Raw genomic sequence first — 26,471 nt, forward strand, 5'->3', positions numbered from 1 at the left:
GCCGACTGGTCGGGCGGTGGCATCGAGTTGCTGGTCGAGGCGGCTGCCTGGCCGCGGGGCGAGCGCGTACGCCGGGCCGGGATCTCCGCCTTCGGTATCAGCGGGACCAACGCGCATGTGATCGTCGAGGAAGCCCCGCAACAGGCACCCGACACCACCACAACACCCCAGTGGGCAGGCCCGGTCCCGTGGATTCTGTCGGGGAAGTCCCCGGCCGCCCTCGACGCGCAAGCCACGAAGCTGCACACGTGGCTCGAAGGACGGCCGGACGCCTCCCTGACCGACGTGGGCGCCGCCCTCGCCCTGACCCGGTCCCGCTTCGAGCACCGGGCAGTGATCAGCGGCAGTACGCGCCACGAGCTGCTGGGCGGTCTGCAGTCCCTCGGCCGCGGCGAGCTGCCGCGCAATGGCGTCCGCGGAGTGGCCCCGCGCAGGGCCAAGACCGCCTTCCTCTTCACCGGGCAGGGTGCCCAGCGGCCCGGCGCCGGCCGTGAACTCGCCGCCAGTCACCCCGTCTTCGCCCAGAGCCTGGACGAGGTGTGCGCCGAACTCGACCGTCATCTCGACCGGCCGCTGCGCCAGGTGATGTTCGCCGATGAAGGCACTGAAGAGGCGGAGCTGCTGCACCGCACGGACTTCACGCAGCCCGCCCTGTTCGCCCTGGAAACCGCTCTGTATCGCCTGGTCGCCTCCTGGGGGTTCAGCGCGGACTTCCTGGTCGGGCACTCCGTGGGTGAGCTCGTGGCCGTGCACGCCGCCGGTGTGCTCTCCCTGGCGGACGCCTGTGGCCTGGTCGCCGCCCGCGGCAGGCTCATGCAGGCGCTTCCGGCCGCTGGTGGGATGACGGCGGTCCAGGCGACGGAGGACGAGGTACGCGAAAGCCTGCGCAACGCCGGTGGCGCGCTGGCCGTGGCGGGCGTGAACGGACCGAACTCCACGGTCGTGTCCGGGCCCCGGGCCGAACTCGACGACTGGCAGCGGCAGTGGGAGCAGCGCGGTCGCCGTATCCGTCGGCTGCGGGTGAGCCAGGCCTTCCACTCACCGCTGGTGCGCCCGATGCTCGCCGACCTCGCCGCCCTGGCCGCGAAGCTGGAGTTCCGCGCCCCGGCCGTGCCTGTCGTCTCCAACGTCACCGGCGCATTCACCGATGTCGCGACCCTCGCCACCCCCGACTACTGGGTGACGCAGGCCGAACAGCCGGTCCGCTTCCACGACTGCGTACGCACCTTGGAGCGTGCGGGCGTCACCGCCTATCTGGAGCTCGGCCCGGACGGCGTCCTCACTGCCATGACCGGGGGCTGCCTTGAGACGCCCGCGAAGGCCGTCCTCGCCACGTCCCTGCACCGCAGCGGCCGTGAGCCCGAGACCCTCCTCATGGCACTCGCCGAGCTGGCCGCCCATGGCGCGTCCGGCGACCTGGCCGCGCTCTTCGAGCCATCGGCGGCCCGTCGGGTGTCCATCCCGACCTATGCGTTCCAGACCCGCGGCTACTGGGCCGACGGCCAGCGCACCACCCCGGTGACGCAGGCACGGCCGGTGGCCGAGAGCGCCCCGGCAACGCCCGAACGGCTCAGCCCCGATGACACGCTGTCCCTGGTCCGCATACAGACAGGCCTCGTCCTCGGACACGAGGAGGGCGGAGCGGACGGCAGCATCGACGGGCACAGGACACTGCTCGAGCTCGGCATCGACTCGCTCGCCGCCGTGCGGCTGCAGCGCCGCCTGTCCGAGGCCACCGGCCTCGACCTGCCGGCCACCCTCCTCGTCGACCACCCGACTCCGGCCGCCATCGCCGACCATCTGCGGCTCCTGCTGTCCGACCGCCCTGCGCCGGAAGGCACGTACACCCGGATGCTCCGCGAAGCCCACGCGCGCGGGGAACTGCCGGACGCTGTTCCGCGTCTGCGGGAAGCCGCCCGGCGCCTTCCGTCCTTCGACTCCCCGGAGGAGCTGGGCGATCCGCCGGAATCCATCCTCGTCTCCGATGGTTCGCAGTCACCGGTCGTCGTCTGCGTCCCGTCCTTCCTCGCCGGTTCAGGACCGCATATGTATGCGAGGTTCGCCGCGGGCTTCGAGCGCAGGTCACGGATGTGGGCGCTCACCCTGCCCGGGTTCGGCGCGGCGGATCCGCCGCCCGCGACCTGGCGTGCGGCCGTCGACAGCCTCGCCGCCGCCACCGCGCGGGTGGCCGACGGCGCCCCCGTGCTACTCGTCGGCCACTCCATCGGCGGGGTGCTGGCACACGCCGTCGCCGCAGCCCTGGAGAGCGCCGGGTATGAAGTCGCGGGTGTCGTGCTCATGGACACCTACGAGCCGGAACCCGGCCGGATGACCGAGGTGTTCGGCTGGGCGATGGGCAGCATCATCGACCGCGAGAGCGCCGCCATCGACATCCGCGAGGACAACATCCTGGCCATGGGCGGCTATCTGGGCCTGCTCGACGGATGGCGCCCCGACCCCTTGCGGGCCCCGTCGCTGCTGCTGAGCGCAGCCGAGGGACCCGCAGCCCCCGGCAGCGACGCGTGGCCGCTGTGGAGTACCGCCGACAGTGTCACCACGATCCCCGGGGACCACTTCTCGATCCTCGAAACGCATGCCGCGGACACCGCACGGACCATCGAGGACTGGCTTCGAAAGGAAACACCATGCAGCCCGTCGGCATAGTCGACTTCGGGAGCCATCTGCCCGAGAACGTGGTGACGCCCGAGTTCTTCCTGGACGAGCATGCACCGGCGGATCCCCTGGGGAACCTGCCGCTGTTCAAGGTGCCGCCCACCCGTCACCACGCGGCCCGCGACGACAGCGCGGCCGAGTGGATCGAGAAGGCAGCCAGGCCCGTCTTCGAACGGCTCGGCCGCGAGCCCGCGGGCAACGTCGACATCCTCATCACCAACGTGCTGCTGCCGGACGAGCTGTTCACCGGAATCGGCGCCCAGGCAGCACACCGGCTCGGCATCAACCCCGAGTGGATCGTGGACCTCCACAACGGCGGCTGCGCCTCGTTCATGTACATGGTGCGGCTTGCCCAGAAGATCATGGCCGACGGCTCTGCGCGCACCGCCCTTATAGCCAACGTGCAGAACATCGCGGGCCGGATGTTCGCCCAGCCCGATGTCCGCAAGCGTTCGCACGCGGCGGTCCCCGGGGACGGCTGCGGCGTGGCCTACCTGGAGGCGGGCGGCCCTTCGCCGGTGCTCGGCGTACGGACCAGAAGCATTCCCGAGTACGCACTCGACCTCGGCCTGAAGACCCCCGACGGGCGCAAGTTCTGGGAACCCGGCACGGGCCAGATGGACATCGAGTTCGACAAGAACAAGACCACGGAGATCCTGGAGCGGGGCAACACCCTCGTGCCCGAGCTGGTCCAGGAACTCTGCTCGGACATCGGTGAGAGCGCCACCGACATCGACGTCCTCGTCACCAACCAGCCCAACCGGATCTTCCTGAAAAACTGGCGGGACGCCCTGGGCCTCGACGCCAAACACCATCTGGACACCTTCGACCGCTTCGGCAACCTCTACGGCGCCGCCGTCCCCATCACCCTCGACCAGGCCGCGCGCGCCGGCGATCTGCACGAGGGCGACCTCGTGGTGATGTCCGGGTTCGCGCACGCCGGAGACTTCGCCGCCGCGTCGGCCGTGCGGTGGGGAGGCGCCCAATGACGCGCACCGAGGGCCGTGAAGGTCATTCGGCCGTCGAGGACTTCGACGTGGCCATCGTCGGCGCCCGCTGCGCCGGTGCCTCCCTCGCGGTGCTCCTGGCAGCCCGTGGCCTCAGCGTCGTCGTGGTCGACAAGAGCGCCGGCATCGGGTTCACCCTGTCCTCGAACATCCTGCAGGCCGATTCCCTCTCGTTCCTGCGGCGGGTTGGTGCGATGGATCGGCTGCGGGCGGCCGGGGCCACCACCATGAGCCACATCGACATGCGGCTCGAGGACTTCCACTGCCACGAGGAACTGCCCCAGGCCCCCGGTGACGCGGGCGGCGCGGCCTGCATCCGGCGGGAGATCCTCGACAGCGCCCTCGTGGACACGGCCGCGGCGGCCGGCGCCGAGATCCGCCTCGGCACCAAGGTGGTGGGCCTCATCGAGGAGAACGGCCGGGTGGCGGGCGTCCGGGTCGTCCGCGGTGAGCGCGAGACGCAGCTGCGAGCGCGCTTGGTGGTGGGCGCCGACGGCAGGAACTCCTGGGTCGCCGACGCCTGCAACGCCCGCCGCTATCACGTTCTGCACGGCGAACGCAGCTACTACTGGACGTACTTCCAGGGCGCCGACCTGGGCACCCACCCGACCTTCGTCTTCCACCGGTGGGGAGACAGGCACATGCTGGGCGGCCCCGCCGACAACGGCCTGTACATCCTCGGGGTCTCGCCGCAGCAGCACGAGCGGGACCGGTTTCGGGAGGACCTCGACGCCTCCGTCCGCGCCCACGTGGAGCACTGCCCGCCGATCGCCGAGGCGCTCGCGGACGCCGAACGGGCCACCAAGATCTACGGAGTCCGGCGCTTCTTCGGATACTTCCGTGAAGCCGCAGGCCCCGGCTGGGTACTGCTCGGCGACGCCGGGCACTTCAAGGACCCGGCAGGCGGCCGGGGCATCGGCGACGCCTTCCACCAGGCGGAGCACCTCGCCCCGCGCATCGAGCGGGCTCTGACGCGTTCCGGCGGTGAAATCGACCGGGTTACCCGGGAGTTCGTGCGCTGGCGGGACCGTACGTACGCGGAGTACTACGGCCTCGCCGCCGACCTGGGTGTGGCGGGCCCGATCGCCGCCGTCGTCCCGCAGACCGTCCGGCGGATGCACGCCAAGGGCAGGATCGACGACCTGCTCAACCTGTTGAGCCATCGCTCGTCCGTCCTGGACGTCCTCAGTCCGGCCCGTGTCCTGCACGCCACCGGAGGCCTCCTGCGGCACAGTCCCGGCCGGCGCAAGGCGGTCATCGCCGAAATGGCGTCGCTCGTCTCCACCGAGATCGGCCGCAGACGCGCCATGCGCAGGCCCGTGCACCAGAGCGGCCCGGTGCGGCCGCCCGTACAACCAGACCTTCCAGAAGCGGAGCTGAGTCGATGACCGTTACCCCGCCCGGGACCGACACGACCGCGCTGCCGTCGGGCATCAGCCTGAGCTACGAGCAGACCGTGCCGCGCGACATCGCCCACCGCAGGCAGATCGGTGAAGTCTTCGTCGTCGACTCCGCGCAGGGCTCGCCGGAGGACTTCTATCTCGCGTACGAGGTACCCAGGGCCCACAGTCTCTGGTCCGACCATCCGGGCCGGCGTTACGACATGCTCGCCACGGCGGAGGCCGCCCGCCAGTCCATCTTCGTGATGCTGCACCGCCACATCGGGGTGCCCGTCGGCCTCCCCTTCACGCTGCAGCGCGTCGCCCTGCGGGTCACCGACCCCGAGGCGTACGCCCATGACGGGACCACGGCGCTCCAGGGCCATGTGCACTATCGCGTCGCGAGCCGCGAGGACCGCGGTTCCGACGTGGTGAGCATGACGTTGGAAGGGACCATCTTCATCGGCGGCCGCAGAGCGATGACGCTCGACGCGGACCTGGCCTTCATGACGCAGGAGGACTACGACGTCTTCCGCTCCTTCCAGCGCGCCCAGAAACCGGTGGCCACCGCCGTCCTGACGGACGCGAGCGCGCTCGCACCGGCCGTAGTGGGCCGGGAGAACCCGAAGAACGTCGTGATCGCGGAGACGGGCGAGACGGGCGGGGACAGTACGGACGCCCCCGACACCACCCGCTACCTGCTCGCCATCGACCGTACCCACCCCGCCTTCTTCGACCACGAGTACGACCATGTCCCCGGCCCGCTCATGGTCGAGGGCCTGCGTCAGGCAGCTGTGGCGGCAGCTGTACGGAGCGGGGCTGTCTCCTCCCCGACGGCGTTCGTCGTCGGCTGCGACGCGGCCTTCCTCGACTTCGTCGAGTTCGAGGCGGACCTCGTCCTCCGGGCGACGGCCGGACGCCCCGACGCCGACGGCCGTGTCCCGGTCACCGTCGACCTTCTGCAATTCGGAAAGTGCGTCGTCCAGGGCCGCATCGAGCTTCTTGCGAACCTCCAGGCGACGCGAATACACGGAGAGTGAACGATGTCTGCTGAACGGACAGTGCGTCGGCGTCGGACAGCCGTCGTCGGCTCGGGAATATCTGGTCTGAACGCGGCCCTTCGCCTGGAGATGCTCGGCCACAGCGTCGAAGTCATCGAGGCGGCCGACACCGCGGGCGGCCGCTTCGGCGTGGACCGTCTCGGCGACCGGCAGGTGATGACCGGCGGAAAGAACATCGGCCGCCGCTACACGGAGTTCCGCCGCTTCACGGCCGAACTGGGCGTCGACGCCTACGACTCCTTCGGATACAATGCCTCCCGCCTGAAGAACGGCGAGATCCTCACCCTGGACAGCGAGCGCCGCGGCAAGACGCTGGCGAACATCCGCAAGATGGGCTCCGCCCGGGACTTCGCCCGTCTGGTCGCCATGGCCGCACGCATCCGGCAGAACGACTCCAACCGCTTCCTCGGCTCGAGCTACTTCACGAGGCTCTCGCAGCGGCACGACCACGCCCCGCTCAGCTCCTTCTTCGGGGCCGACATGACGGACATGCTTATCCGCCCCATGGTGATCCGCAACAACGGCGCCGAGCCCGACGAGGTGAGCCCCGGCACCTTCGGGACCAACCTGGCGATGCTGATGGACCATTACGACCAGCTGGCCGGCGGCATCCAGCCGGCGCTCGACGCGTTCGCCAAGCGCATTCCCGTGCGTACGGGCACCCGGGCCGAATCCCTGGTCATCCGCGACGGCAAGGTAGCCGGACTGCGGCTCTCGGAGAACGGCGCACCGGCCGAGGACGTGGAGTACGACGGCGTCGTCATCGCCACTCCCGCCTACGCCACGTCGGCCATCCTGCGGGACACCCACCCCGCCCTGGCCCGCCGGCTCTCCGACGTCCGCTACTTCCCGTCCACCGTGGTCCTCGTCGAGTACGACCGGGACATGTTCAACGAAGAGGTCCGCGCGCTGGCCATGGACGACGGGCCGTGCAGCAACGCCGGTTCGTACGGCAAGGACGAGCGGCACATCGTCCGCTACACGTACAGCGGCCGCAAGGGCCGGCTCACCGACCTGAGCCCCGAGAACATCGACCGCCTCACGAGCGAAACCGAAGCGCAGCTGCGCCGCCACCTGGGGGCGCCGCGCGCCGAACGCGTCAACACGCTCGTCAAGCACTGGGAGGCCGCGTACAGCGGATACGTTCCCTATCACGCGGAATTCCTCGCGGATGTCCGCAAGGGTGTCGCGACCGTCCCCGGGCTCGAACTCGCGGGCGACTACATCCAGGGTGTGGCCATCGAGCCGTGCGCAAGGACCGGCGGCGCCGCGGCCGTCCGCCTCGCCAACCACCTCGGCGCTGCCTCATGAGCGCACGCCGCCTGGCCGTTGTCACCGGCGCCTCGTCCGGCATCGGAGAATCGCTCGCCCGCACGCTGGCCTCGCAGGGCTATGACCTGTGGCTCATCGCACGCTCCACCGCGAAACTGGAGCGCCTCGCCAAGGAAGTGGCGGACGACCGGGCCATTCGCGTCCGGGTCAGGACGTGTGACCTCGCGGACCCACAGGCCCGTCTCGAACTCACCCGCGAACTGGCGGACGAGTCCGTGTCCGTGCTGTGCGCCAATGCGGGCTTTCCCACCTGCGGCCCGCTCAGTGCGAACGATCCGGCGACCGAAGCCGCGGAAGTCCAGGTCAACGTCGTCGCCCTGCACGATGTGGTGCACGCCGTGCTGCCGGGCATGCTGGCCCGCCGGGCAGGACGGATCCTGATCACCGGGTCGACGGCCGGCTGCCAGCCCGTACCGACCGCGGCCACCTACGCGGCGACCAAGGCCTTCGCCAACACCTTCGCCGAGTCGCTGCACGCCGAACTGCGGGGCACCGGCGTGACCTGCACGCTGCTCGCCCCGGGCCCGGTGCGCACCAACTTCTACGAAGTGGGCGGCATCCCGCACCTCCAGCGGCAGAAGATCCTCGCCTGGCTCTCGCCCGATCACGTGGCCGAGTCCGGACTGCGGTCCATGGCACGCGGCCGGCGCCTCTCGGTGCCGGGTCCTGTTGCCAAAGCCCAGTACGTGGCAGGCCGACTCACCCCCCGCGTAGTGCTTTTCCCCTTGTTGCGCGGTGTGTTCCTGCCCCGGCTCAGAGGAGCCAGGGCAGCCGCCACACCCAGCAATTAACCCCTTTACGAAAAGTGAGGTTCAGATGGGCGGCAGAGAACACCGCTGGTTCATGCTGGGTGCGTCCGTCATCCCGCTCATAGCCGTATTCGGCGCCATGGCGCTGTTGTGGAACAGCGTTTTCCGTTGGTCGGACCTGGTGGTCCTGGTGATCATGTACTCGATATCCATCTTCGGGATATCCGCCGGATACCACCGCATGCTCACGCACCGATCGTTCGAAACCTACAAACCCATCCGCGTCGCGCTTGCCACCTCCGGCGCCATCGCCGGGCAGGGCCCGCCACTGATCTGGGCGGCCCATCACCGCAAGCACCACCGCGTCGCCGACAAGGAGGGTGACCCGCACAGCCCGCACCTGGACTTCGAGCCGGGTTTCAAGGGCACACTGGCCGGACTCTGGCACTCCCACCTGGGCTGGCTCTTCAACGAGGACCTCACGTCCGACCCCATGCGCTACTGCCCCGACCTGGTCCGCGAGAAGCCGCTGCGCTGGCTCAGCGAGCACCTGCTCCTCGTCACCATGGGCGGTGTCGTGTTCGCCGGGCTCCTCGGCTTCGCCATCACCGGCGGCTCGCTCATGGGGGGTGTGACCGCACTGCTCTGGGGCGGTCTGGTGCGGATCTTCCTGGTCAACCATGTGACGTACGCCGTGAATTCGATCGGCCACTACTTCGGACGCCGGCGCTTCGACACCACCGACGAGTCGCGCAACGTGGCCTGGCTCGCGCTCGCCTCCTTCGGCGAGGCCTGGCACAACAACCACCACGCGTTCCCGCGCTCGGCCCGCCACGGCATGAAGTGGTACGAGGTGGACCTCACGGCCATCGCCATCTGGGGCATGGAGAAGACCGGCATGGCCAAGAAGGTGATCCGCATCGACCCCGAGCGGATCACCATGCGTGAGGCCGGGGTCAGCCGGGTCTCCGGCACCGCCCTCAGTGAGCGCGAACTCCTGGAGAGCCAGCAGAAGTTGGCGCCGATGGCGGACCGCTCCAAGGCCGACGACCTGTCGTTGATTGACGTGGAGTGATCGCATGCAGCTTTTCGATGCTCTGACCAACAGCGCCTCCAGAGGTGTCCTGCACGAGTGGACCGGAGACGAGTTCACCCACACTCCGTGGCGCGACGTCGTCAAGGACGCGCACAAGATGGCCACCGAACTGCGCCGCCTCGGCGTCACACCGGGCGCGCGCGTCGCCACCATCCTCACCAACACCCCGGACACGGTCCGCGGTCTGCTCGCCGTCTGGCTGGCCGGCGGCGCCGTGGCCTCGCTCCCGTTGCCGACACGCGGCCAGAGCTCCGAGGAGTACACGGGCCAGCTCACCGCGCTCGCGGCGCGCCTCGACCCGTCCCTCGTCGTCGCCGACGAGTGGCTGACCCCTCTTGTCCCGGAGAAGCTCAGCCGGCACATCCCGGTGCGCAGCTGGGCCGCGCTGCACGGCTCCGGCTCGGGGCGCTTCGAAGCGAGCCCGCCCGGTCCGGACGACGTGGCGTTCATCCAGTACTCGTCCGGCAGCACCAGCACCCCCAAGGGCTGCGCGCTGACCACCCGGAGCATCGAGACGCAGATGGAGATCATCCTCCATCTGACGGGCGGGCGTCCCGGTGCGGACACGTTCGCCTCCTGGCTGCCGCTCTCCCACGACATGGGCATGTTCGGCGCCCTGCTCTACCCGTGGGCGTACGACTTCGATCTGGTCCTTTCGACCCCGGAACGGTTCGGCATGGCGCCGCGCAGCTGGTTCCGCGACATGTCCGAGTACGGGGCGACCATCACCACGGCCACGAGCACCGCGGTCTACCTCGCCGCACGGGCCCAGGGCCGCGCCGACCTGCCGAAGCCGCTACAGCTGCGCAGTGCGGTGGTCGGCGCGGAACGCATCGGCTGGGACGTCCTGGTGGCCGCCGCGGAGAAGTTCCGTCAGTACGGCCTCGCGGAGACGGCCTTCCAGCCCGCGTACGGCATGGCGGAGGCAACCTTGGCCATCACCGCGAAGCCCTGGGCCCAGAAGGCCCGGTCACTGGCCTTCGACGGTGCGGCGCTGCTTGACGGATCAGTCGTGGAGGTCGCTCCGGACCAGCCCGGGGCGGCGATCCTGGTCTCGAACGGTCCCGCGCTGCCGGGCATCGAGGTCGCCGCCGGCCCCGCGGGCACGGTCGAGGAGATCCGCGTGAACTCGCCCAGCCTCGCCCAGGGCTACTACGGCGACCCGGAGCGCACGGCCGCCCGATTCCGGGACGGCTGGTTCCGCACCGGCGACTTCGGGTTCGTCCACGACGACGAACTCTTCGTCATGGGGCGGGCGGACGACATGCTCTCCGTGGGCGGGCGCAAGGTGTACGCGTCCGAGATCGAGGCGGCCATCGACTCCCTCCCCGCGGTGCGCAAGGGGTGCGCCGCCCTGATCGACGCGGGCAGCGGCACCAACCGCTTCGTGCTGATCCTGGAGCCCAAGGGCGTACCGAAGGACTTCGCACCCATCGCCGACGAGGCGGCTGAGCTGGCACTGAAGAAGGCTGGTCTTCCTTTGACCGAGTGCCTGTTCGTCCGGCGGGGCGTACTGCCGAAGACGCCGAGCGGCAAGCTCCAGCGCTTCCGCTGCCGCGCCCTGCTGGCCGAGGACCGCCTCGACCCGATGGCGCGGGTGGCTTACGCCTGAGGCACAGGGAACCGGCCGTCGACACGCGCCGACGGCCGGTTTTGTCGTTCCGGAGTCCGGCAGCGCGCGGCTCAGACATCCAGCACATGCGAAAGCCCCAGCCGATAGCGCGCCCTGTCGGCAGCCTTGAGCTCCGCGAAGCCCGGCGGCTCGGCGCCCGCGTGCAGCTCCCCGGACGAGACGTCGTCGAGTAAGTGCGTTTCGTCATCGTTGAGTTCGCCGTTAGCGGCGCGTGTGACCGCGGGGCCGGGGAACCAGGAGTGGACGATGCCGTCCGACAGGACGACGGACAGGGAATCCGTAGCCACCCCGCCGCCCCAGGTCTCGGCGTAGGGGTCCGACCAGAAGCGGGACTGCCCGACCGGGCACAGCGCCCCGGGCGAGTCCATCCAACTGAGGTGGGCGAGCGGCCCGCGGGACGTCTCCTTCAGGACAAGGTCCCCATGGGCGCAGCGTGATAACTCCATTGCTGCCCGACGGATCCAGAAAGAGAAATGAGGCCGACCCGGCCGGGGGAGGTCCGGGTCGGCCCCGTTCAGGGGTCGTGCCTTGCGTTCGATGAACGCGTCGATGAGAACAGCCGGGTCAGGCGGTGCGGCGGGAGCGGGCCAGTGCCATGCCACCGAGGACCAGGGCGATGAGCCCCACCACCACGGCCGCGATGGATCCGCCGCGTCCGTTGCCCGAGCCGGTACCGCCGTCGGCGGTGGCCGCGGCCACCGCACCGATGACGATCCCGAGCAACGCCACCACCACGGCCGCGATGGCTCCGTTGCGCGCACCGTCACCGCTACGACCCGCGGAGCGCAGCGCCCGCACACCGAGGCCCACACCGATCAGAACCACCACCAGGGCCGCGATGGACCCACCTCGCCCGGAGCCGGAGCTGTCGTCGGCGGCGACCGAGACCTGCGCGGCCGCCGGCGCGGCAAGCACAAGCCCTCCGAGGCAGGCGGCTGCGGCGGCGCTGAGCAAGTGACGGATGGACATCGGGGGGGATCCCTTCGGTTGCCTGACGGGTACAGACGAAAGCGTAGGTACCGAGGTGCTCACGGGGCGTCATCCCGGAGTCGCCGATAGCGCTACCACCGAGGCGGTACGCACCCGGGGCCAGGCCTGCCGCTACAGCAGTCGCATACCGCAGCCGCAGCACCGCCTCGGCTCGCCCGGATCCCTTCCGCTATCGCAATGTCATGGCAACGGACGCCATCAGCCGTTATGTCAGCTCAGATCCAACCGGCCCTCGAAGCAGCGTGCACGGCGCTGATCCTGTTGCCCACCTTCAGTTTGTAGATGGCTGAATGTATGTGGTTCCGGACCGTTCCCGGGCTGATGTGCAGCTGTGACGCGATGGCACTGAGAGGGCGACCGTCCTCGGCCGCCTTCAGGATCTCCACCTCACGGGCCGTCAGCGGGTTGTCCCCCACGGCCACCAACTGGGCCACCAGCTCGGACGGGTAGTGACTGCCCCCGGCGTGCACATCACGGATCACTCTGCTCAACTCGCGGATTGAGGTCTCCTTGGTGAGAATTCCGCGTACTCCGGCCTTGAAGGCCCGCTCCAGGTGCCCCGGCCGCACGTAACCGCTCAGGATCACCACTGGGAAACCGGGCCGCTCCTCATGCAGATGCTCGGCGACCTCGATGCCGTTCATGCCCGGCATGCGCACATCGAGAACGGCGAGCTCCGCCTGGTAGTCGTCCAGCAGCCCTAACACCCTGTCGCCCCACCCCGTCTGGGCGACAACCTCGATACCTCCCGAGAGTTGCAGGAGTTCAGTGAGAGCCTCCCTGGTGAGCGCTTCGTCCCCGGCTAGAACAACCTTGATCGCCATCTTGCCTCCACCACTCCCCGGCCATGGAGAGACGTGCCGTCAGCGGCATGTGGTCCACGTCGCCGGACCGGCAAGCCCTGTCCTGGGTGTCGAGCCCCGCTGCCCGGCACCGTTGTCGGTGATCCGCCCCATGCGCGGCCCGACCGTCGGCGCAGACCTCGATCGAGCCGTGACCGGCTTCGCCTTGCCGACTTCGTGGCGCTGAACGACGGCGAAAGGACGCCTTTCATCGGATTGTCCGACATGGAATACGTGTGAGCGCCTCAGTCGCTCGCAGTGAGCGAAACCCCGGATCGAAACGCAGGGGTCGATACCGAGAATCGAATCAAGTAAGTGTGACCTTACCGAAAAAACGCAAAACACCATCGTCAGAATCCCCCGTTATGCGCAAGAGCCGCAGCCGTTGACCTTAGCCCCTCTGGCCACAATTCCTCTACCCTTGATCGTTCGCGAGGAGGTACTTAGGGGTCTTATGTCCGTCATGATTGCGTTCGGGTTATTTTATGTCCGATTCGACCGTGCCCGCTCCACACCAACCACCGGGAGAGCAGCGCAAAGACGTGATGTGCGCGCACCGGCCACTGGGTCACGCTAGCGGCAACCGGCCCGCGGCCCCCCATGGACTCCGGAAGCACGTCTCGCTGATCTCTCGACGGGAGCACACATGCAACTCACCAGCTCTACGGCGGACTTCACCCGGCCCGGGCCGTGGGAGGACATGCCGGCGGCCCAGCAGCCGGACTGGCGGGATCACGCCGCCTACCAGGGGGCCCGTCAGTGGCTGGCGTCGGCTCCGCCCCTGGTGACGGCGGCGGAGATCCGGCGGCTGCGCTCGTCGCTCTCGGAACTGGTCACGAACGGCGCCCTCCTGCTTCAAATGGGCGACTGCGCGGAGAGCTTCTACGAATGCACGCCCCGCCATATATCGGCGAAGCTGGACGTCATCGAAAGATTGGGAGACCGCCTCGGTGAAATCACAGGGCGGGACGTCGTCCGGGTCGGCCGCATGGGCGGGCAATTCGCCAAACCCAGATCACAGGCGACCGAATATCAAGGAACCTTGGAAATTCCCTCGTTTCGGGGGCATATGATCAATTCAGAAATCGCCACGCCGGGAACCCGGAATGCCAACCCACTGCGCATGATGTGGGCCTATGACGCCAGCGACACAGTGCAGCGGGCTATGCGGGCGTACCGCGAGGGAACCGCTCGCGTGCCGGCCACGGACGGCCCGTGGTCGAGCCACGAGGCCCTGGTCATCGACTACGAATCCGAGTTGATCCGCCGGGATCCGGACACGGATGACCTGTACCTGACCTCGACACACCTCCCCTGGGTAGGAGAGCGGACACGCGGGCCGGCCGACGCACACGTCTCCCTGCTCTCCTCCGTGGCCAATCCCGTGGGGTGCAAGATCGGACCGACCTCGAACACCGACGACATACTGCGCGTCTGCGAGAGGCTCGATCCGCACCGCGAACCCGGCCGCTTGGTCCTGATACCGCGGATGGGCCGGAACCAGATTCGGCAGGCCCTGCCGCCCGTCGTCCGCCGCGTGGCGAATGCGGGACACCCGGTGATCTGGCTGAGCGACCCCATGCACGGCAACACCGTGAAATCCCGCCACGGCCTCAAAACACGCCATCTCGCTGATGTGATCACCGAAGCGCTGCGGTTCCGCGACATCCTCGAGAAGAACCGGCAGTACGCCGCCGGAGTCCACATAGAGGTGGCGGCCGACGACGTGACGGAATGCGTCGGAGGACCAGTGGAGACCGAGGACGATCTGCAGCGTCACTACACCACGTTGTGCGATCCGCGACTCAACGCCGACCAGGCCACCGAGCTGATCGATGCGTGGGCCAAGGGAACGGTGACGGGTCGGCGCACCGAGTGACGCACCATCGCTCAAGCCTGCGTTCCGACCCAACGGCGTGATGTGGCGTCCGCGAGCGGCCCCGCGACCACGATTCCGAGTGCCGGCGATGAAGGGACCCGTGACCAGCCCGACGGCGAGCGCCATCCGGTCCTGCACGTACTCGCGAACCAGCGCGAACGCGACCGGCAGAGTGCCGACACCGATGCCCTGCAGCGTCTGCCCCACCAGCATCACAGCAGGGAGTCGGCGTAGGCCGATATGCCGGCGCCCACGACGATGATCCAGGGCATCACCAGCGGTGTCCGACGCCCGCCGGCCGACCCCCAGGTCGCGCGGGACGCATGGGGGAATCGTGGGTTCCCAGTGATCGGGGGACGTCAGCGCTCCCCGATCAGGCTGTACGTCGGGTCTCACGTTATCTTCACGCCTCCGAAGCCTCTCGTGGAAACAATCCCGCCCCTGTCGGCGTTGGTGATCTCCGAGCCGAGGAAGGGAAGGTGTCGGGCCTGAAGCTGTTCTGCACGGACACGACCAATAGCGGCATGACGGAGGTCATGCCGCGTCTTGCTGAGATCGAAGCCGATGTGCAGGGTCTCGTAGAGACGCACATGGAGACGCTGCTGGGCGTCCGGTTCCTGGCGAGCGAGTACAGCACCAGACCGCTGCACGGGGGCCGGATTGACTCTCTCGGGCTGGACGAGAACGGCTCGCCGGTCATCGTCGAGTACAAGCGCGGCACGGATGCTGGCGTGATCAACCAGGGCCTGTTCTACCTGGCCTGGCTGATGGACCACCGCGCCGAGTTTGAGCACCTGGTCCGCGACCGGCTCGGGGTGACGGCCGCGTCCCAGGTCCTGTGGAGCGGCCCGCGCCTCATCTGCATCGCCGGCGACTTCACCCGCTACGACGTGCACGCCGTGCGCGAGCACCGGCGCTCGATCGACCTGGTCCGCTACCGACTCTTCGGCAGCGACATGCTCGGCCTTGAGACCGTGGCCTCCGTGAGCGGCGGCATGCAGGTCTCCCGCCGTGCACGGCGCCAGTCTGTTGCCCAGGCAGCGGCGGACGTCCAGGGCGCAGTCATGATGGAGCTGGCGGGCGCGGTGGATGAGGTCCTGCTCGGGCTCGGTGACGGTGTGAACCGTGTGGAGCGCAAGCAGTACCGGGCGTACCAGCGCCTGCGGAACTTCGCCTGCCTGTGCCCGCCGCAGCGGACCAAGCTGCTGGTCTACCTGAAGGTCAACCCGAAGGACGTCGACCTCGTTCCTGGCTTCACCCGGGATGTGTCCGGCCTGGGTCACCACGGGACGGGTGACCTGGAGGTCCAGCTCCGTACGCCGAGGGACGTGGAGCGGGCGCAGGATCTGTTCCGGGCGAGCTACGCGGCGGCGTGATCGGATGGCGCCGCCCGACTCGTGGCGGGGTGCGCTTCGTGTCGGGTCTGCGGTCGTGGGCGGGTCCTTTCGACGTCCGGGCAGGGAGTGGCGGTGGACTATCTATGGTCCGCGGGATCGCCGGTTTGGCCAACCGGCGATCCCGCGCTATGTTGCCCCGCTCGTGCAGGCCGACGATCAGCGCGAACGGCTGCTGGGGCGACTGGCGGTGACCACCGGAGTTGCTGCCGCATTGGCGGCGAGGCGGTCCTTGTGCTCGCGACCCGGCTGGGCCTGGCGTGTGCAGGTCTGGTGGGCGAGGGTCTCGGAGAGAGCCGTCAGCAGTGAACTCGGGGTGTGCGGGGACGCGGTGATGGCCCAGGTGGGCTGGTCCGGACCGGGACCGGCCCAGATGGTCCAGGTGGCTGGGTTCTGGGGGTTCTGGGTAGTCAGGGGGTCAAACTGAACGCCTGCTTCCTCGTCGGGAGACGTCCATCGGATCCCGTGCCCGTTCAAGGCATGCTTCCATCCGGCCTCCGTGAGCGGCTGAGTGGCTGCGGTGACCGTCTTCTCGTCCACCGGGGCGCCAATGGCCGTATCCCAGCCGTCGCCGTCGGCGAGGTGGATCAGGAGATCCTGCAGCACCGCGGCTGGGGTGGCGCTGGTTGCGGTGAGGACCCACATGCGGTCGGAGACGGGTGTCTCGTAGGCGGCCACGGTCCAGGCGGTTTCGCGGGCCTGAGTTTCGTGGACGCGCTCGATGCGCAGGGTTTGCGATTCGTGGATGGCGTGTGTCGTGTCATCCGACCAGGTGCGCCACCGCTCGAACTCGCCGTGCGTAGTTAGAAATTCGTCGAGTAGGGCGTCATGGTCCCCGGCGTCGGCCAGGTAGACGGGGACGGTCTCCGGCTCCGGGTGGGAAGGTCCGGACTTGGCTGTGGTGACGTCGAAGACGGACCGCGCTTCGATGGCGGCGCGTTCGGTGTCGGTCAGGGGCGCTGGTCCGGGGTGCATCTCGGCGGCATGGACTTTCTCGAAGGCCACCAGCGCTTCCGCGGGTGTGTCGAAGGTGTCGGCGATTTGGCGCAGGTGGTTCTCGCCATGGAGGTAGACGGACTTGCCGCCTCGGTGGAGGTAGGTGCCGACCGCGACGGTGGTGTGGCCGTCGCGGGCGTGGGCGTGGATCAGGAGGTGGCCGTGGCGGATGTCATCGTGGATCTTCTGCGCCTGCTGGGAGACGTCGCGGATCTCGCTGCGGGTGCACCACGGCATCGGATAGTTCGCCCAGGTCCACTCCTCGTCGATGGCCTCCTGGAGGCGAGGGGAGATCTCGACGGTGATGCCCTCCGCCATCAGTTGCATCGCTGCATGGTTGGCCCAGTAGGGCTCCTCGTGATCGATGCGGGCCAGGATGAGGACGTTGGTGGCGGCGACGCTCCAGTCGGCGGCCTCCAGGGCCAGGAGAGCGATGCGGGCCTGGCTGCCGGTGAGGACGGCCTGCACGGCGCTGGAGTGAGTGGGGTGGGTGTCGAGGCGGACGTGGGCGTCGATGGCGGGAGTCACGTGGAGGCTCGTCTCTTCTGCCGGTGGCCGGGTCTTCGGGTCCGGCCACCGGCAGATGTGGGGTGCTATCGGGCTGCTCGCGTGGCGCGTGCGGTGTGCGCGGCGGTGGTGGTCGGTGGGCCAGCGCGGGTGGGGGGCGCTGATCGCGGCTGCTGCGGCGGGGCCGGTCTGGTGGCGTGCTGCCAGCGGGTGCGGATTGCGGCGATGCCGGCGAGGGAGCGGCGGGCGCCGACGACGAGCTGGAAGGGGGTGTTCGCCGGGTCGCCGGCGTATGCCTGGATGCGCTGGCCAGCCTGATCGGCGGTGACCAGGAGAGATCGCTGCAGGGCGCGCTCGGCCCAGTACTCCAGGGATCCGGCCGGTTCGGCCAGCAGGCGGAGCACGTCGCCAGGTTCGCTTCCGTCGTCGAGCAGACCGCGCTGCTGGGCCTCCCACAGGACGGTGACGGGGTCGACGGACTCGCGGCGGCGGGTGAGGGCGGTCAGGCACTGCCACAGGCCAGCGTGCATGGGCAGGGTGAGGTCATCGGGGAGCAGCCACCGGACGGAGCCGATGTCGGCAGGGTGGGCAGTGGCGGTGGCGAGCAGGAGCTGCTCCTCCTCGACTGCTTCCCTGGGGTCGGGCGCGACGGGCGGCGGCGGTGCCGTGGTGCGGGGAAGGGCTCCGGCACGTGGCGGGAAGCGGCTCGCGACGTCGTCCACGACCGCGCCGAGTGCGTCGGCTTCCGCGAGCACCGTCTGGACGGGGTGCGGGAGGGTGGCGTCGTGGACCGTCTGGAGGAGGTGTTCGGCGGCCGTTTGCAAGCGGCGGCGGGCGTGTTCGGCCTCGACCATGCGTGCGTAGGCGGGTGCGTGCTGTGGCCATGGGCAGACCTGGATCAGAGTGTGGAGGTACGAGGCGGTCAGTCCGCGTGTCTGGTCGCGTCCCTTGGTGAGCACTTGGTCGAGCCACTTGGCGTTCTGGGCGTGCTCGGCGGGGTTGGGCGGCGGCAGGGTGCTGATCGCGTCGTAGAGGGCGGCGTGCGCGGCGGTGGAGAAGGAGTCGGCGGCGATGCCGGTCACGTCGCCGAGGCGGTGCGGTTCGAGGAGGAGGGCGCCGAGGAGGGCCTGCTCGACGTGGAACACCGGCTGCGGCGGTGCGATGGCGTCGTGCTCGTCTTCGTCGGGTTCGGGGATGGTGGGCATCAGGCGGCGAGGGTGAAGTCGTTGGGGTCGAGAGTGACGCCGAGGTGTGGGGCGAGGAGGTGGCCTGCCAGCAATGGGGGTACGGCGTTGCCGATTTGGGAGAACTGCTGGCCTTTGTTGCCGGCCCAGGGGTAGTCGGCGGGGAACGTCTGCAGGAGGCCGGCCTCGCGAGCGGTGATCCGGATCGGCTCTGGCGCAGCGGGGGCGTCCGCATCCTGTGCCGGAGTGGTGGCCGGTTCGGCGACCCAGGTGCACTCGTTCGCACGGTGCCCGAAGAAGAGGGTGCCCGCCGGTTCCTGGATGGAGCGGATGGTGGCGTTGGCCTGGTTGTTGCTGCGCAGGGACCAGGACCAGTGGTGCGTTTCTGCGGTGGTCGTCGGCGCCGGAGCGTTGGCGGCCCGGTTCTCGAGGGTGCCGTGCCGTGCCGTCCATCCTGCGCCTTCGCGGCGGGACTTTGGGACCAGACCGTCCGTCCGGGGCGTCCAGGTGCCGCGCTCCCGGGCGTCGGACAGTGCCTTGCGGGAGCCGGAAGGGAAGGGTTCGGGTCCGCCGCCGGGGCCGCCGCCGGCGCAGACGGTGGGGACGGGGCGGTCGGTCGCGCCCCACCCCAGCGCCTCGGCCATGCTGACCCAGCGAGTGCGGCCTGGGCCGAACAGTGATTCTGGTTCAGCTACTTGAGCGTGCGTGGGAGCAGGAGGCTGCGCCGTGCGGACGCGGGAGGCGAGGAGGATCGCCCGCCTCCTGGTCTGCGGAACGCCGAAGTCGGCGGCGTTGAGGGTCCCGTACCAGACGGAGAACCCCCATCCGCGCAGGATGGCCGCGTACTGCTTCCACAGCGGCAGGACGTCCGGCACTTCCTCCATGGCGACCCAGTCGGGCTCGCCGACGGTGTTCAGGGCGTGCAGGTAGCGCATGGGTTCGGCCGCGAGCAGGGAGCGCTCGTCGCGGCAGGCGGCCAGGAGGCGTTCGCGTCGGGCTGCCCGAGGCCCCCAAGGCCGCCGCCACACGCATCGAGGAGCTGCTCGATGAGCGTGACGCGGAACAGCGTCTGCTCCGGGAGATCTTGGAGGAGTTGCCTGGGGTCGACGGCGTACCACCGACCTCCCCGGGCGAGATCGCCTAGGCATGGTCTCGGCAGCCAGCAGGTTTCGAATAGCAGGCATGGTCACGGCCGAGCCCTACACAGTCCAGCCGCACTTCCTCAGAAAGAAGTCTCGCGTGCCCAGTTACACCTACCCATGCCCTCTGCGTTGGGCCGATGCCGATGCGTACGGCCACGTGAACAATGCGCTGTTCCTCCGGTTCATGGAGGAAGCACGGACGCGGATGTTCCATGCCATGCTGGCCGCTGATGAAGCCGAACGCCATCAACACGCCTTCGATGTCAGCCAGTCCATCGTCGATTACCGGGCTCCTCTTGTATACCGAAATGAGCCGGTCGATGTGACTGTATGGGTCGTCAGCTGCCGTGGGGCGCGCCTCGAGCTTGGTTACATGATCCAGGACCCCGAACGCACCTACGCCGAGGCCACGACCAAGTTGGCCGCGTACAACCTGGACACAGGCCGTCCGCGACGCATCTCGGAGGCAGAGATCGAATTCTTCGCTCGTTACACGCCAGCTTGATCGGCTTCGGATGCCGCGAGAAGCCTCATGCCTGTCGGCATCGCCGCCAGGTAAGGCAACGAAGCTCGTTGATACAGGCAGTTGACCAAGACGGTTTGCATCCGACGAGCTCCGCCGCCTACGCGTTGTGTCCTGCCGCCCGCTGACGACCATCATCCGTACGCCCCAATAGTGGGCTGGGAGCCGGTGCGCTCCGGGACATCCAGGAGAGCTGACGGCGGTCGTGCCATTCGAGCTGGCGGACCCGGCCCTTGCGAAGGCGAGAGCTGTACAGCGGCGACGGCGTTTTCCACCGTCGCGGGTCGCGGTCTACTTCCTGCTGGCGATGTGGCTGTTCCCTGAGGTCGACTATTGCCTCGGCTGGGCCAAGTGACCACGGGCTGTCCGGGATGTCGGTCGCCGCCCGTCGGCGAAGGCTTACGTGGCCGGCGCCGACGGCCAGGCAGCGCGTCGGTGAGGCGTTGTTCAACATGCTGGCCGGGCCTCCAGCAAGGGGCGGGCGCCGTACCGGTAGGGCCCCTCACGGCTGAACCGAGCAGGTCGCTGGAATGGGCCACACGGATCAAGCCGCCCACGCGCAGGATGTAGCGATGAGTTTTGAACCGATGGCCTGCCGGTATTGCGGTCGATGCAGACGCGCACCACGTGACGTTTTCGCGAAGGGAAATCGTCGAGAGGCGGCGCATGCCGGGAGCGTAGGCGAGCGAGGAGGTCGGTCGTGGGTGTGGCAGGTGTCGTTGTCGCGTGGCCAGCGGATTGCCCATTCACACCACCCCCTGTCGCCCGTGGGGGGAGTTTGCATCACTCCATGAGACCGCATCCGGGGGCGGGTCGAGGATCGCCGTCCGGGCAGCGAGCGCGAGGGCGCTTTGAGCGCCGAGGGAGAGACCGAGTCGGTTCCAGTGAAAGATGACGTGGTAGGCCAGAACTCGCCGCAGCCCGCGGTCGAGGCCGTCGGAGGCAACCGCTTCCTTGAGCGCGTCGCCTGCGCGGCGAAAGGCCACGGCCCAGCTAGCGACGGGGTGTAGCGCGCAATGCGGCCCGAACAGTGGCCCATCGGGACTGGTGTCGCTGACGAGGAGCTGACGGATCTGCCGGGTCATTCCCCCAAGGCGATCTTCGATGACTTTCCCGGTGGAGGAGCGATGCTCCTCGTTGATCACCCGGTCCCAGACGTCGCCCTGCTCCTGCCACTCCAGTCCTGCGGCCCGCAGCATGACCGTACATAGGACGACAGAGAGTTCACGGCGGCCGAGTGGGACGTCGCCTTGGCCCTTCCGGGTCAGAATGTGGTGGCTGTCGGCAGAGAAGAGGATGTGCGCGTTGAGCATGCCCACCGCGCCGCCGAAGGCTGCTGTTTCCGGCTCGTAGGCCCCAGGCCACCACCGCCGGAGCTGACCGTCTTTGACCAGTTCGTCCAGGTGGTCCGAGAGTTCGGTGCAGGCCGGGGAGCCGGGGCCGCCGTCGAGGCGCAGTCTCCAGCAGGGGTGTTTGCGGATGAACCACCACAGCGATAGTTCTCCGCGGTCCTTGAGGCTTTCCAGCACGGGTGCGAGGAGAGCGGCCGCCGTTCGGTCCGCGTCGGCCCAGTCTGAGAACTCCATGTAGAACTGGGACCAGTTGTCCCGCAACTCGTGGCGGGCGAGGGCTTCGGTCCCTGCTTGCTTGAAGACCTCGATCGCGTCGGCCAGTGCAACTGGCTCCATGCCGCTCTTGCGAGCGACATCGTGGATCGGCTGCCCGGCTAGTACGTCGAGGACCGCGCGGCCGACGGGGCTGGGGGCGGGTGGCCAGGCGACAGCGGTCAGTTGATCATCAGACATGCGTCCCATCCAGTGGTCGGCACACGGTCGGTGGAGGCAGTGACGAGAGCGAGGGCGCAGCCGGCGTCTCCCTCCAGGAAGCCCGGCCCTTCGGCCGAAGCCGGGCGGGCACGTGCGATCAGGTTCTTGCGGAGAACCGGGAGCAGAGAACTGAGGTGAGGCGTGCGAGCGTCGCGGGCTGCCCGGAAGGCCGTTTGGTAAACGCCTGCCCAGCCGTGGCACAGGCTGGTGTCGGTGATTTTGGCAAGCTGCGTAGGGTCGTTGAGACACTGTTGAAGGGCATCTTCGTAGGCGCTCTGGAGGGTCTGGTCGTTCAAGGCAATTCCGGCTAGCTGCCCGGCCCGCGCGATACCGGGCGTGCCGTAGCACCAGCTCGGCCGTCCGGGATGCCGGTGATGAGGGCGGCCGGACTTGAGGTCGGCCAGCGTGACGTGTTCGGGCCACCACGGGCCCGTGTCGCTCTCCTGGCGCCAAATGTCGAGGTGGGCGCAGATGGTTCGGATTGCTTCGACCTGGCCCTCGACCTGGATGCCGCAGCGGAGGGCTTGGGCAAGGAGCATGAGCGGTCCGGGAATGCCGTGGGCGACGCCGAGATTGCCGTGACCGCCAGGCAGTCTGTTCGTACGTCTCGTGTCATGGTCGACCCACCATCCGGGAGTGGGCAGGCCGGCGCTGTCGAGCGGGTGGGTCAGCGAGATCAAGTAGCGCAGGACCCTCTCCATGGCGCTGTCGTGGGGGGGGCGGTGCGCAGTAGGTAGGCGCCGATTCCGGTGAGTCCGTAGAGGGTGTCGTACTCGGCGAAGGTGGCGTGTGCGCCCCGGTACATGCGGGCGAGAGCAGCATCGACACGGCGGTGGGTCACGTTCACGACGTGGCCGTGCAGGGCGGCGCCCGCATCGCGGTAGAGATGCTGCACGGAGACGGGGGCCGCGCGCAGGACGTAGGCAACGGCCGGGGCGCCGAGGTAGAGGCCCGTGCTGTCAGTGGCGGTGATGTCTCCGGCGGCGGCTTGGCCGATCCAGCGGTGGGCGCGGTGCCACGTTGCCTGACCGGTGGCTGCCTGCTCGATGTGGAACAGCGCGATGCCGGCCGCGCCGGTGGCCAGCGACTGCCCAGCCCACGGCTCATCCCTCGAAGATGCGAAGGGCTGTGCCAGTGCGGCGGCGAACTCATGGACGAGTGCCTGGGCTTGCTCCGTCGAGCCGGTCATCGAGTCGCCTTGATCGGCTGGTGGCGTAAGGCCACGGTGCGGGCCAGGTGCAAGGTGGCGGCTTCGCCGGCGGCATCGACGCCGAGGGCTCGCACATGGTGCTGGTGCAGCAGAGAGCGCAGCACAGCGCCTGGGTCATGCTGCTCCGCGCTGAGGGCCTGCCGGTACCGGGCAAGTGCGTAGCCGCGTTCCGCCCACGCGGCGGCGAGGTCGGCACCTCCTTGAGCTGCGTAGAGCTGGAGCGCTTCGGCGCGGTGGGCCCGCTCGGGGCGCCCATGGGCAGGGGTGTTCTCGATCAGCCACCGCCACGCGTCCTCGGCGGAGGGCAAAAGATGAGCAGCGAGGTCGACCAGGCTCGCGGCCGTGACCGCCTGGGGCGCGATGGGCATGCGGGAGGCGAGGCGGATCTGTGCCAGGGCTGCCGCGGAGTCGGCGGCGAAGACGTCATGCGCGGCGTCCATGGCAGCACGCGCGCCGTAGCGCCCGGTCTGGGGCCGGTACGGCTCCAGGGTGATGCGGGCAAGGAGACGTTGGTGATGCAGTTCGGCCGCCCACCGGTTCACCGCGGCTGCCACCGCAGCGTATGCGGTCGGCGTGATGTGCAGGTTCAGCGCGAGGTGCTGTCCGGTCTCGGGGCGGGCGAGTTGCCGGTGGCGGGTGAACCACCACGTGGGCTCTTGTTCGAGTGCGGCTAGCAGTCTCGGGAGGTGACAGTCCAGGGTCTCGTCGAACCGGTCGGGGTGTCCGTGCAGGTGCATCTGGAGCACCGAGCCCGCGCCAGGAAGCTCGATGGGCGACTGGATGTCCTGATGGCGCCGGAGCACCGGCAATGACGGGTTGGCGGGGGTGGAGCGTACGAACGGAAGCACGACGTCGTGTGCTCGGCCGACCCAGCCGTGGGCGTCGGGGCCGACGGCCTGACGAAGTTCCAGACCAGGCCTCTCATACATCTGCGAACGCATCAAACGGCGGTGCATGGGGTGGTCGAGGTCGAGAGGGAGACGTTGGTCGTATTCCATCAGGCAGACGTAGCGGGAGACGTTCATGCGCTTCCGCCAGGCTTCGAACGCCTTCTCCCAGGCGTGGTGCGATGCGGTGCGTCCGGGCATGTCTCGGTTGTCGAGAAGCCAGCGGGCTGGGGCCAGGGTGGTGCGGCCGTAGCGGACGCAGGGCAGGTACGGCAGGCGGGAGGCGGCGCCGAAGTCGAAGGACTTGTAGACCGAGTTCCGGGCGCCTGCTACCTCCGACAGAAACCGGGCCAGGGGAGGAGTTTGAATCCCGGCCTCCAGGGCGTGGAGCACGCGCGCGTCGATCGGGCGGCCGGTGGAGAGCTGCACGAGATGGAGCCTGCGGGCATCGGCAGTCACGCCGATGTCGTCCAGTGCGATCGCAGCAGCACCTTCGACGGGGTGCTCGGCGAGTGGGATCACGTAGGGCAGGAGTTGGGGGACGCGGGCGACGTTCTCGTTGCGGCGACGGCGTGGGGTGAAGGAGAGCTGCGCGGTCAGAGAGTCGGGCCGGGGCATGTAGGAGTCGGCGATCGGGTGCTGCTGGTCGGCGGGCAGCAGGTGGGCGAAGCGCCCGAGCATGCTGCTCCCGGGGCGGGGGACGCTGGTGATTTCGAGGCTGTACTCGCCCTGGGCCAGATCCTGCGTGGACTGAGCGTGGACCTCGAAGCCGACTTCGCAGCGGTCTGCGTACAGCGGTTCCTCGATGCCGGCGGCCTCGACCAGTTCGGTGATCGTGGCTTCGTCGAGGACGAGGTCACCGGGGCCGGTCTGTTGGAGGAGCTTGAGGATGACGGCGTCGCGGTCGGTGAGCAGGGTGGGGGCTTTGCGGCGCTCGGAGCCCGTGTATCCGGCGGGCAAGCCCAGGCCGCTGTCGGCTACGAGGTCCAGAATGGGGACCATCGCGCCGACTCCGTATTGGGCGCGGAAGCGGCGGTGGTAGTCCCGCCAGTGGTGGTATCCGTAAGGCAGGGGGCTCAGGCGGTGCATGACGGCGACGGCGTTCTGTGCTTCTGTGACGACGTGGCTGGGCAGCTGAACTGCCCCGTTCAGGATGGTGTCCACGAGAACGGGCCCGGGTGTGATGGTTGAGCAGGTGGCCATGCGGGTGGTGAGCGCATGGAGGTCGGTAGAGGCGCCCGACTTGTCGTGGGAGGCCAGGGCGTCGCGCAGGTCATACAGGCTGCGGGCGTAGGCCCCGACGTCCGGCAGCGAGTGCGCGTCGGCCTTCTTCAGCTCAGCGCACACCAGGTCAAGTGCGTCGACGGTCGTCATGGGCGGGCGCAGGCTGGTGATGAGGAGGTTCTGCGTGAGCAGTTCGCGCAAGACCGCGTCGATCTTCCCGCCGGCTCCGAGCGGGAACAGGACCGTCAGATGATCGCGCAGATCCTGGTAGCGGATCGGGCTCTGGGCGGCGTGCATCGCCGCTCTCACCGGCCGGGTGCACTGCACGGAGATCTCGACGGGCGCCATCAGACGGGCGTGACCATCGGCGGGCGCGCCGGGCGCGACGAGACGGTCACCGCGGAAGTAGGCGGTGTTGTTGGCGACGATGGGCAGGCGCTCGAGGAGTTCGGCGTGTTTCTCCAGTTGCCCGATGACGTCGTTGATCCATTCGCCGTCGGCGCGTAGTCGAACGAGGTGGTCACGGTCCCAGCGCACCCGCGGTGTCAGGCCGATCGAGAGCGGGGCGGCGCCGGCGAACAAGCCGAAGGGCGTGGGGCGTTGCTGCCAGCGCAGGAGATAGGAGACGACGGACAGGGCAGATCGACGCACCTGTCGGGGCGAGCGGGGAGTGCCGTGAATGGTGCTCTCGACCGTCTCGCAGAGAACGGGGCTGGCGGTGGCCAGAGCGTTGCGTACGTCGGGCCGCTGCCAGATTCGCACGAGCCACGCGCGGGTGCTCGCCGCGTCGTCCAGGTCGAGGCCCTGGGGGATGTCGGCAGGGCTTGGGTCGGTGGTGGCGCGAAGTATGGCTGCGCCTGTCCACTGGTACCTGATGGCGTCAGCCATGGGGGCTCGGTCCTTCCGGCGAAAGGTAGCAGGGCGCGAGGCGCGGGGG

The 26,471-nt window shown here is 69.0% G+C and carries 22 protein-coding genes; 12 read left to right on the forward strand and 10 right to left on the reverse strand.

Annotated features, from left to right (window positions below; translation table 11 throughout):
* The 8 genes from AB0O76_RS27355 to AB0O76_RS27390 all read left to right on the forward strand — a co-directional run.
* The coding region (locus tag AB0O76_RS27355; protein ID WP_365496361.1) for an alpha/beta fold hydrolase at positions 1 to 2,664 on the forward strand (2,664 nt) is incomplete at its 5' end.
* Entirely contained in the window at positions 2,646 to 3,662 is a 1,017-nt protein-coding gene (locus AB0O76_RS27360; RefSeq protein ID WP_365496363.1) for a 3-oxoacyl-[acyl-carrier-protein] synthase III C-terminal domain-containing protein, read from the forward strand. The genes AB0O76_RS27355 and AB0O76_RS27360, both read left to right, overlap by 19 nt.
* The gene (locus AB0O76_RS27365; RefSeq protein ID WP_365496365.1) at positions 3,659 to 5,068 is read left to right on the forward strand and encodes an NAD(P)/FAD-dependent oxidoreductase; all 1,410 of its coding nucleotides are present in this window, start codon (positions 3,659 to 3,661) and stop codon (positions 5,066 to 5,068) included. Before AB0O76_RS27360 ends, AB0O76_RS27365 begins: the two co-directional genes overlap by 4 nt.
* Complete coding sequence (locus AB0O76_RS27370; protein ID WP_365496367.1) at positions 5,065 to 6,099, forward strand: AfsA-related hotdog domain-containing protein; 1,035 nt, start codon at positions 5,065 to 5,067, stop codon at positions 6,097 to 6,099. Before AB0O76_RS27365 ends, AB0O76_RS27370 begins: the two co-directional genes overlap by 4 nt.
* 3 nt (positions 6,100 to 6,102) lie before the next feature.
* On the forward strand, positions 6,103 to 7,431 hold the full coding sequence (locus AB0O76_RS27375; RefSeq protein WP_365496369.1) for an FAD-dependent oxidoreductase: 1,329 nt from the start codon (positions 6,103 to 6,105) through the stop codon (positions 7,429 to 7,431).
* Entirely contained in the window at positions 7,428 to 8,243 is an 816-nt protein-coding gene (locus AB0O76_RS27380; RefSeq protein WP_365496371.1) for an SDR family oxidoreductase, read from the forward strand. Before AB0O76_RS27375 ends, AB0O76_RS27380 begins: the two co-directional genes overlap by 4 nt.
* A 25-nt stretch (positions 8,244 to 8,268) precedes the next feature.
* Positions 8,269 to 9,276, forward strand: coding sequence for an acyl-CoA desaturase (locus tag AB0O76_RS27385; RefSeq protein WP_365496373.1), 1,008 nt, complete (start codon positions 8,269 to 8,271; stop codon positions 9,274 to 9,276).
* A gap of 4 nt (positions 9,277 to 9,280) precedes the next feature.
* The gene (locus AB0O76_RS27390; RefSeq protein ID WP_365496375.1) at positions 9,281 to 10,909 is read left to right on the forward strand and encodes an AMP-binding protein; all 1,629 of its coding nucleotides are present in this window, start codon (positions 9,281 to 9,283) and stop codon (positions 10,907 to 10,909) included.
* A 71-nt stretch (positions 10,910 to 10,980) separates the two neighbouring features.
* On the opposite strand, the gene AB0O76_RS27395 is transcribed toward AB0O76_RS27390, so the two are convergent.
* From AB0O76_RS27395 to AB0O76_RS27405, 3 genes are all read right to left on the reverse strand, one after another.
* A complete protein-coding gene (locus tag AB0O76_RS27395) occupies positions 10,981 to 11,298 on the reverse strand; it encodes a hypothetical protein (RefSeq protein WP_365496377.1) in 318 nt (105 codons plus the stop codon).
* Positions 11,299 to 11,494: 196 nt separating this feature from the next.
* The gene (locus AB0O76_RS27400; RefSeq protein ID WP_365496379.1) at positions 11,495 to 11,899 is read right to left on the reverse strand and encodes a DUF6223 family protein; all 405 of its coding nucleotides are present in this window, start codon (positions 11,897 to 11,899) and stop codon (positions 11,495 to 11,497) included.
* 236 nt (positions 11,900 to 12,135) lie between these two features.
* A complete protein-coding gene (locus tag AB0O76_RS27405; protein ID WP_365496381.1) occupies positions 12,136 to 12,744 on the reverse strand; it encodes a response regulator transcription factor in 609 nt (202 codons plus the stop codon).
* 664 nt (positions 12,745 to 13,408) lie between these two features.
* Here AB0O76_RS27405 and AB0O76_RS27410 point away from each other — a divergent pair.
* Both AB0O76_RS27410 and AB0O76_RS27415 read left to right on the forward strand, forming a co-directional pair.
* Positions 13,409 to 14,641, forward strand: coding sequence for a 3-deoxy-7-phosphoheptulonate synthase (locus tag AB0O76_RS27410; RefSeq protein WP_365496383.1), 1,233 nt, complete (start codon positions 13,409 to 13,411; stop codon positions 14,639 to 14,641).
* Between the two features lie 479 nt (positions 14,642 to 15,120).
* Positions 15,121 to 16,017 carry a DUF5655 domain-containing protein gene (locus AB0O76_RS27415; RefSeq protein WP_365496385.1) on the forward strand — a complete coding sequence of 299 codons (897 nt, stop codon included), beginning with the start codon at positions 15,121 to 15,123 and terminating at the stop codon, positions 16,015 to 16,017.
* A gap of 177 nt (positions 16,018 to 16,194) precedes the next feature.
* On the opposite strand, the gene AB0O76_RS27420 is transcribed toward AB0O76_RS27415, so the two are convergent.
* From AB0O76_RS27420 to AB0O76_RS27430, 3 genes are all read right to left on the reverse strand, one after another.
* Complete coding sequence (locus AB0O76_RS27420) at positions 16,195 to 17,559, reverse strand: DUF317 domain-containing protein (RefSeq protein WP_365496387.1); 1,365 nt, start codon at positions 17,557 to 17,559, stop codon at positions 16,195 to 16,197.
* A 65-nt stretch (positions 17,560 to 17,624) separates the two neighbouring features.
* Positions 17,625 to 18,743, reverse strand: a complete 1,119-nt coding sequence (locus tag AB0O76_RS27425; protein WP_365496389.1) for a DnaB-like helicase N-terminal domain-containing protein — start codon at positions 18,741 to 18,743, stop codon at positions 17,625 to 17,627.
* A complete protein-coding gene (locus tag AB0O76_RS27430; RefSeq protein WP_365496391.1) occupies positions 18,743 to 19,750 on the reverse strand; it encodes a DNA cytosine methyltransferase in 1,008 nt (335 codons plus the stop codon). The genes AB0O76_RS27425 and AB0O76_RS27430 overlap by 1 nt, the downstream gene beginning before the upstream one ends.
* A gap of 154 nt (positions 19,751 to 19,904) precedes the next feature.
* On the opposite strand from AB0O76_RS27430, the gene AB0O76_RS27435 reads away from it, so the two are divergent.
* Together AB0O76_RS27435 and AB0O76_RS27440 are read left to right on the forward strand one after the other, a co-directional pair.
* Positions 19,905 to 20,369, forward strand: coding sequence for a thioesterase family protein (locus tag AB0O76_RS27435; protein ID WP_365496393.1), 465 nt, complete (start codon positions 19,905 to 19,907; stop codon positions 20,367 to 20,369).
* Between the two features lie 211 nt (positions 20,370 to 20,580).
* Positions 20,581 to 20,742, forward strand: a complete 162-nt coding sequence (locus AB0O76_RS27440; protein ID WP_365496727.1) for a transposase domain-containing protein — start codon at positions 20,581 to 20,583, stop codon at positions 20,740 to 20,742.
* Positions 20,743 to 21,133: 391 nt separating this feature from the next.
* Here the strand turns inward: AB0O76_RS27440 and AB0O76_RS27445 are convergent, their stop codons facing one another.
* The 4 genes from AB0O76_RS27445 to AB0O76_RS27460 are packed head-to-tail and all read right to left on the reverse strand — an operon-like array spanning position 21,134 to position 26,422.
* Positions 21,134 to 22,192: a thiopeptide-type bacteriocin biosynthesis protein gene (locus AB0O76_RS27445; RefSeq protein WP_365496394.1), complete on the reverse strand. Its 1,059-nt coding sequence runs from the start codon at positions 22,190 to 22,192 to the stop codon at positions 21,134 to 21,136.
* Positions 22,174 to 22,914: a lanthionine synthetase C family protein gene (locus AB0O76_RS27450; protein ID WP_365496396.1), complete on the reverse strand. Its 741-nt coding sequence runs from the start codon at positions 22,912 to 22,914 to the stop codon at positions 22,174 to 22,176. Before AB0O76_RS27450 ends, AB0O76_RS27445 begins: the two co-directional genes overlap by 19 nt.
* Positions 22,890 to 23,402 carry a lanthionine synthetase LanC family protein gene (locus AB0O76_RS27455; RefSeq protein ID WP_365496398.1) on the reverse strand — a complete coding sequence of 171 codons (513 nt, stop codon included), beginning with the start codon at positions 23,400 to 23,402 and terminating at the stop codon, positions 22,890 to 22,892. Before AB0O76_RS27455 ends, AB0O76_RS27450 begins: the two co-directional genes overlap by 25 nt.
* Positions 23,399 to 26,422: a lantibiotic dehydratase gene (locus tag AB0O76_RS27460; RefSeq protein WP_365496400.1), complete on the reverse strand. Its 3,024-nt coding sequence runs from the start codon at positions 26,420 to 26,422 to the stop codon at positions 23,399 to 23,401. Before AB0O76_RS27460 ends, AB0O76_RS27455 begins: the two co-directional genes overlap by 4 nt.
* Positions 26,423 to 26,471: the final 49 nt, after the last annotated feature.

This window comes from Streptomyces sp. NPDC086554 (assembly GCF_040686095.1).
Taxonomy (GTDB): domain Bacteria; phylum Actinomycetota; class Actinomycetes; order Streptomycetales; family Streptomycetaceae; genus Streptomyces.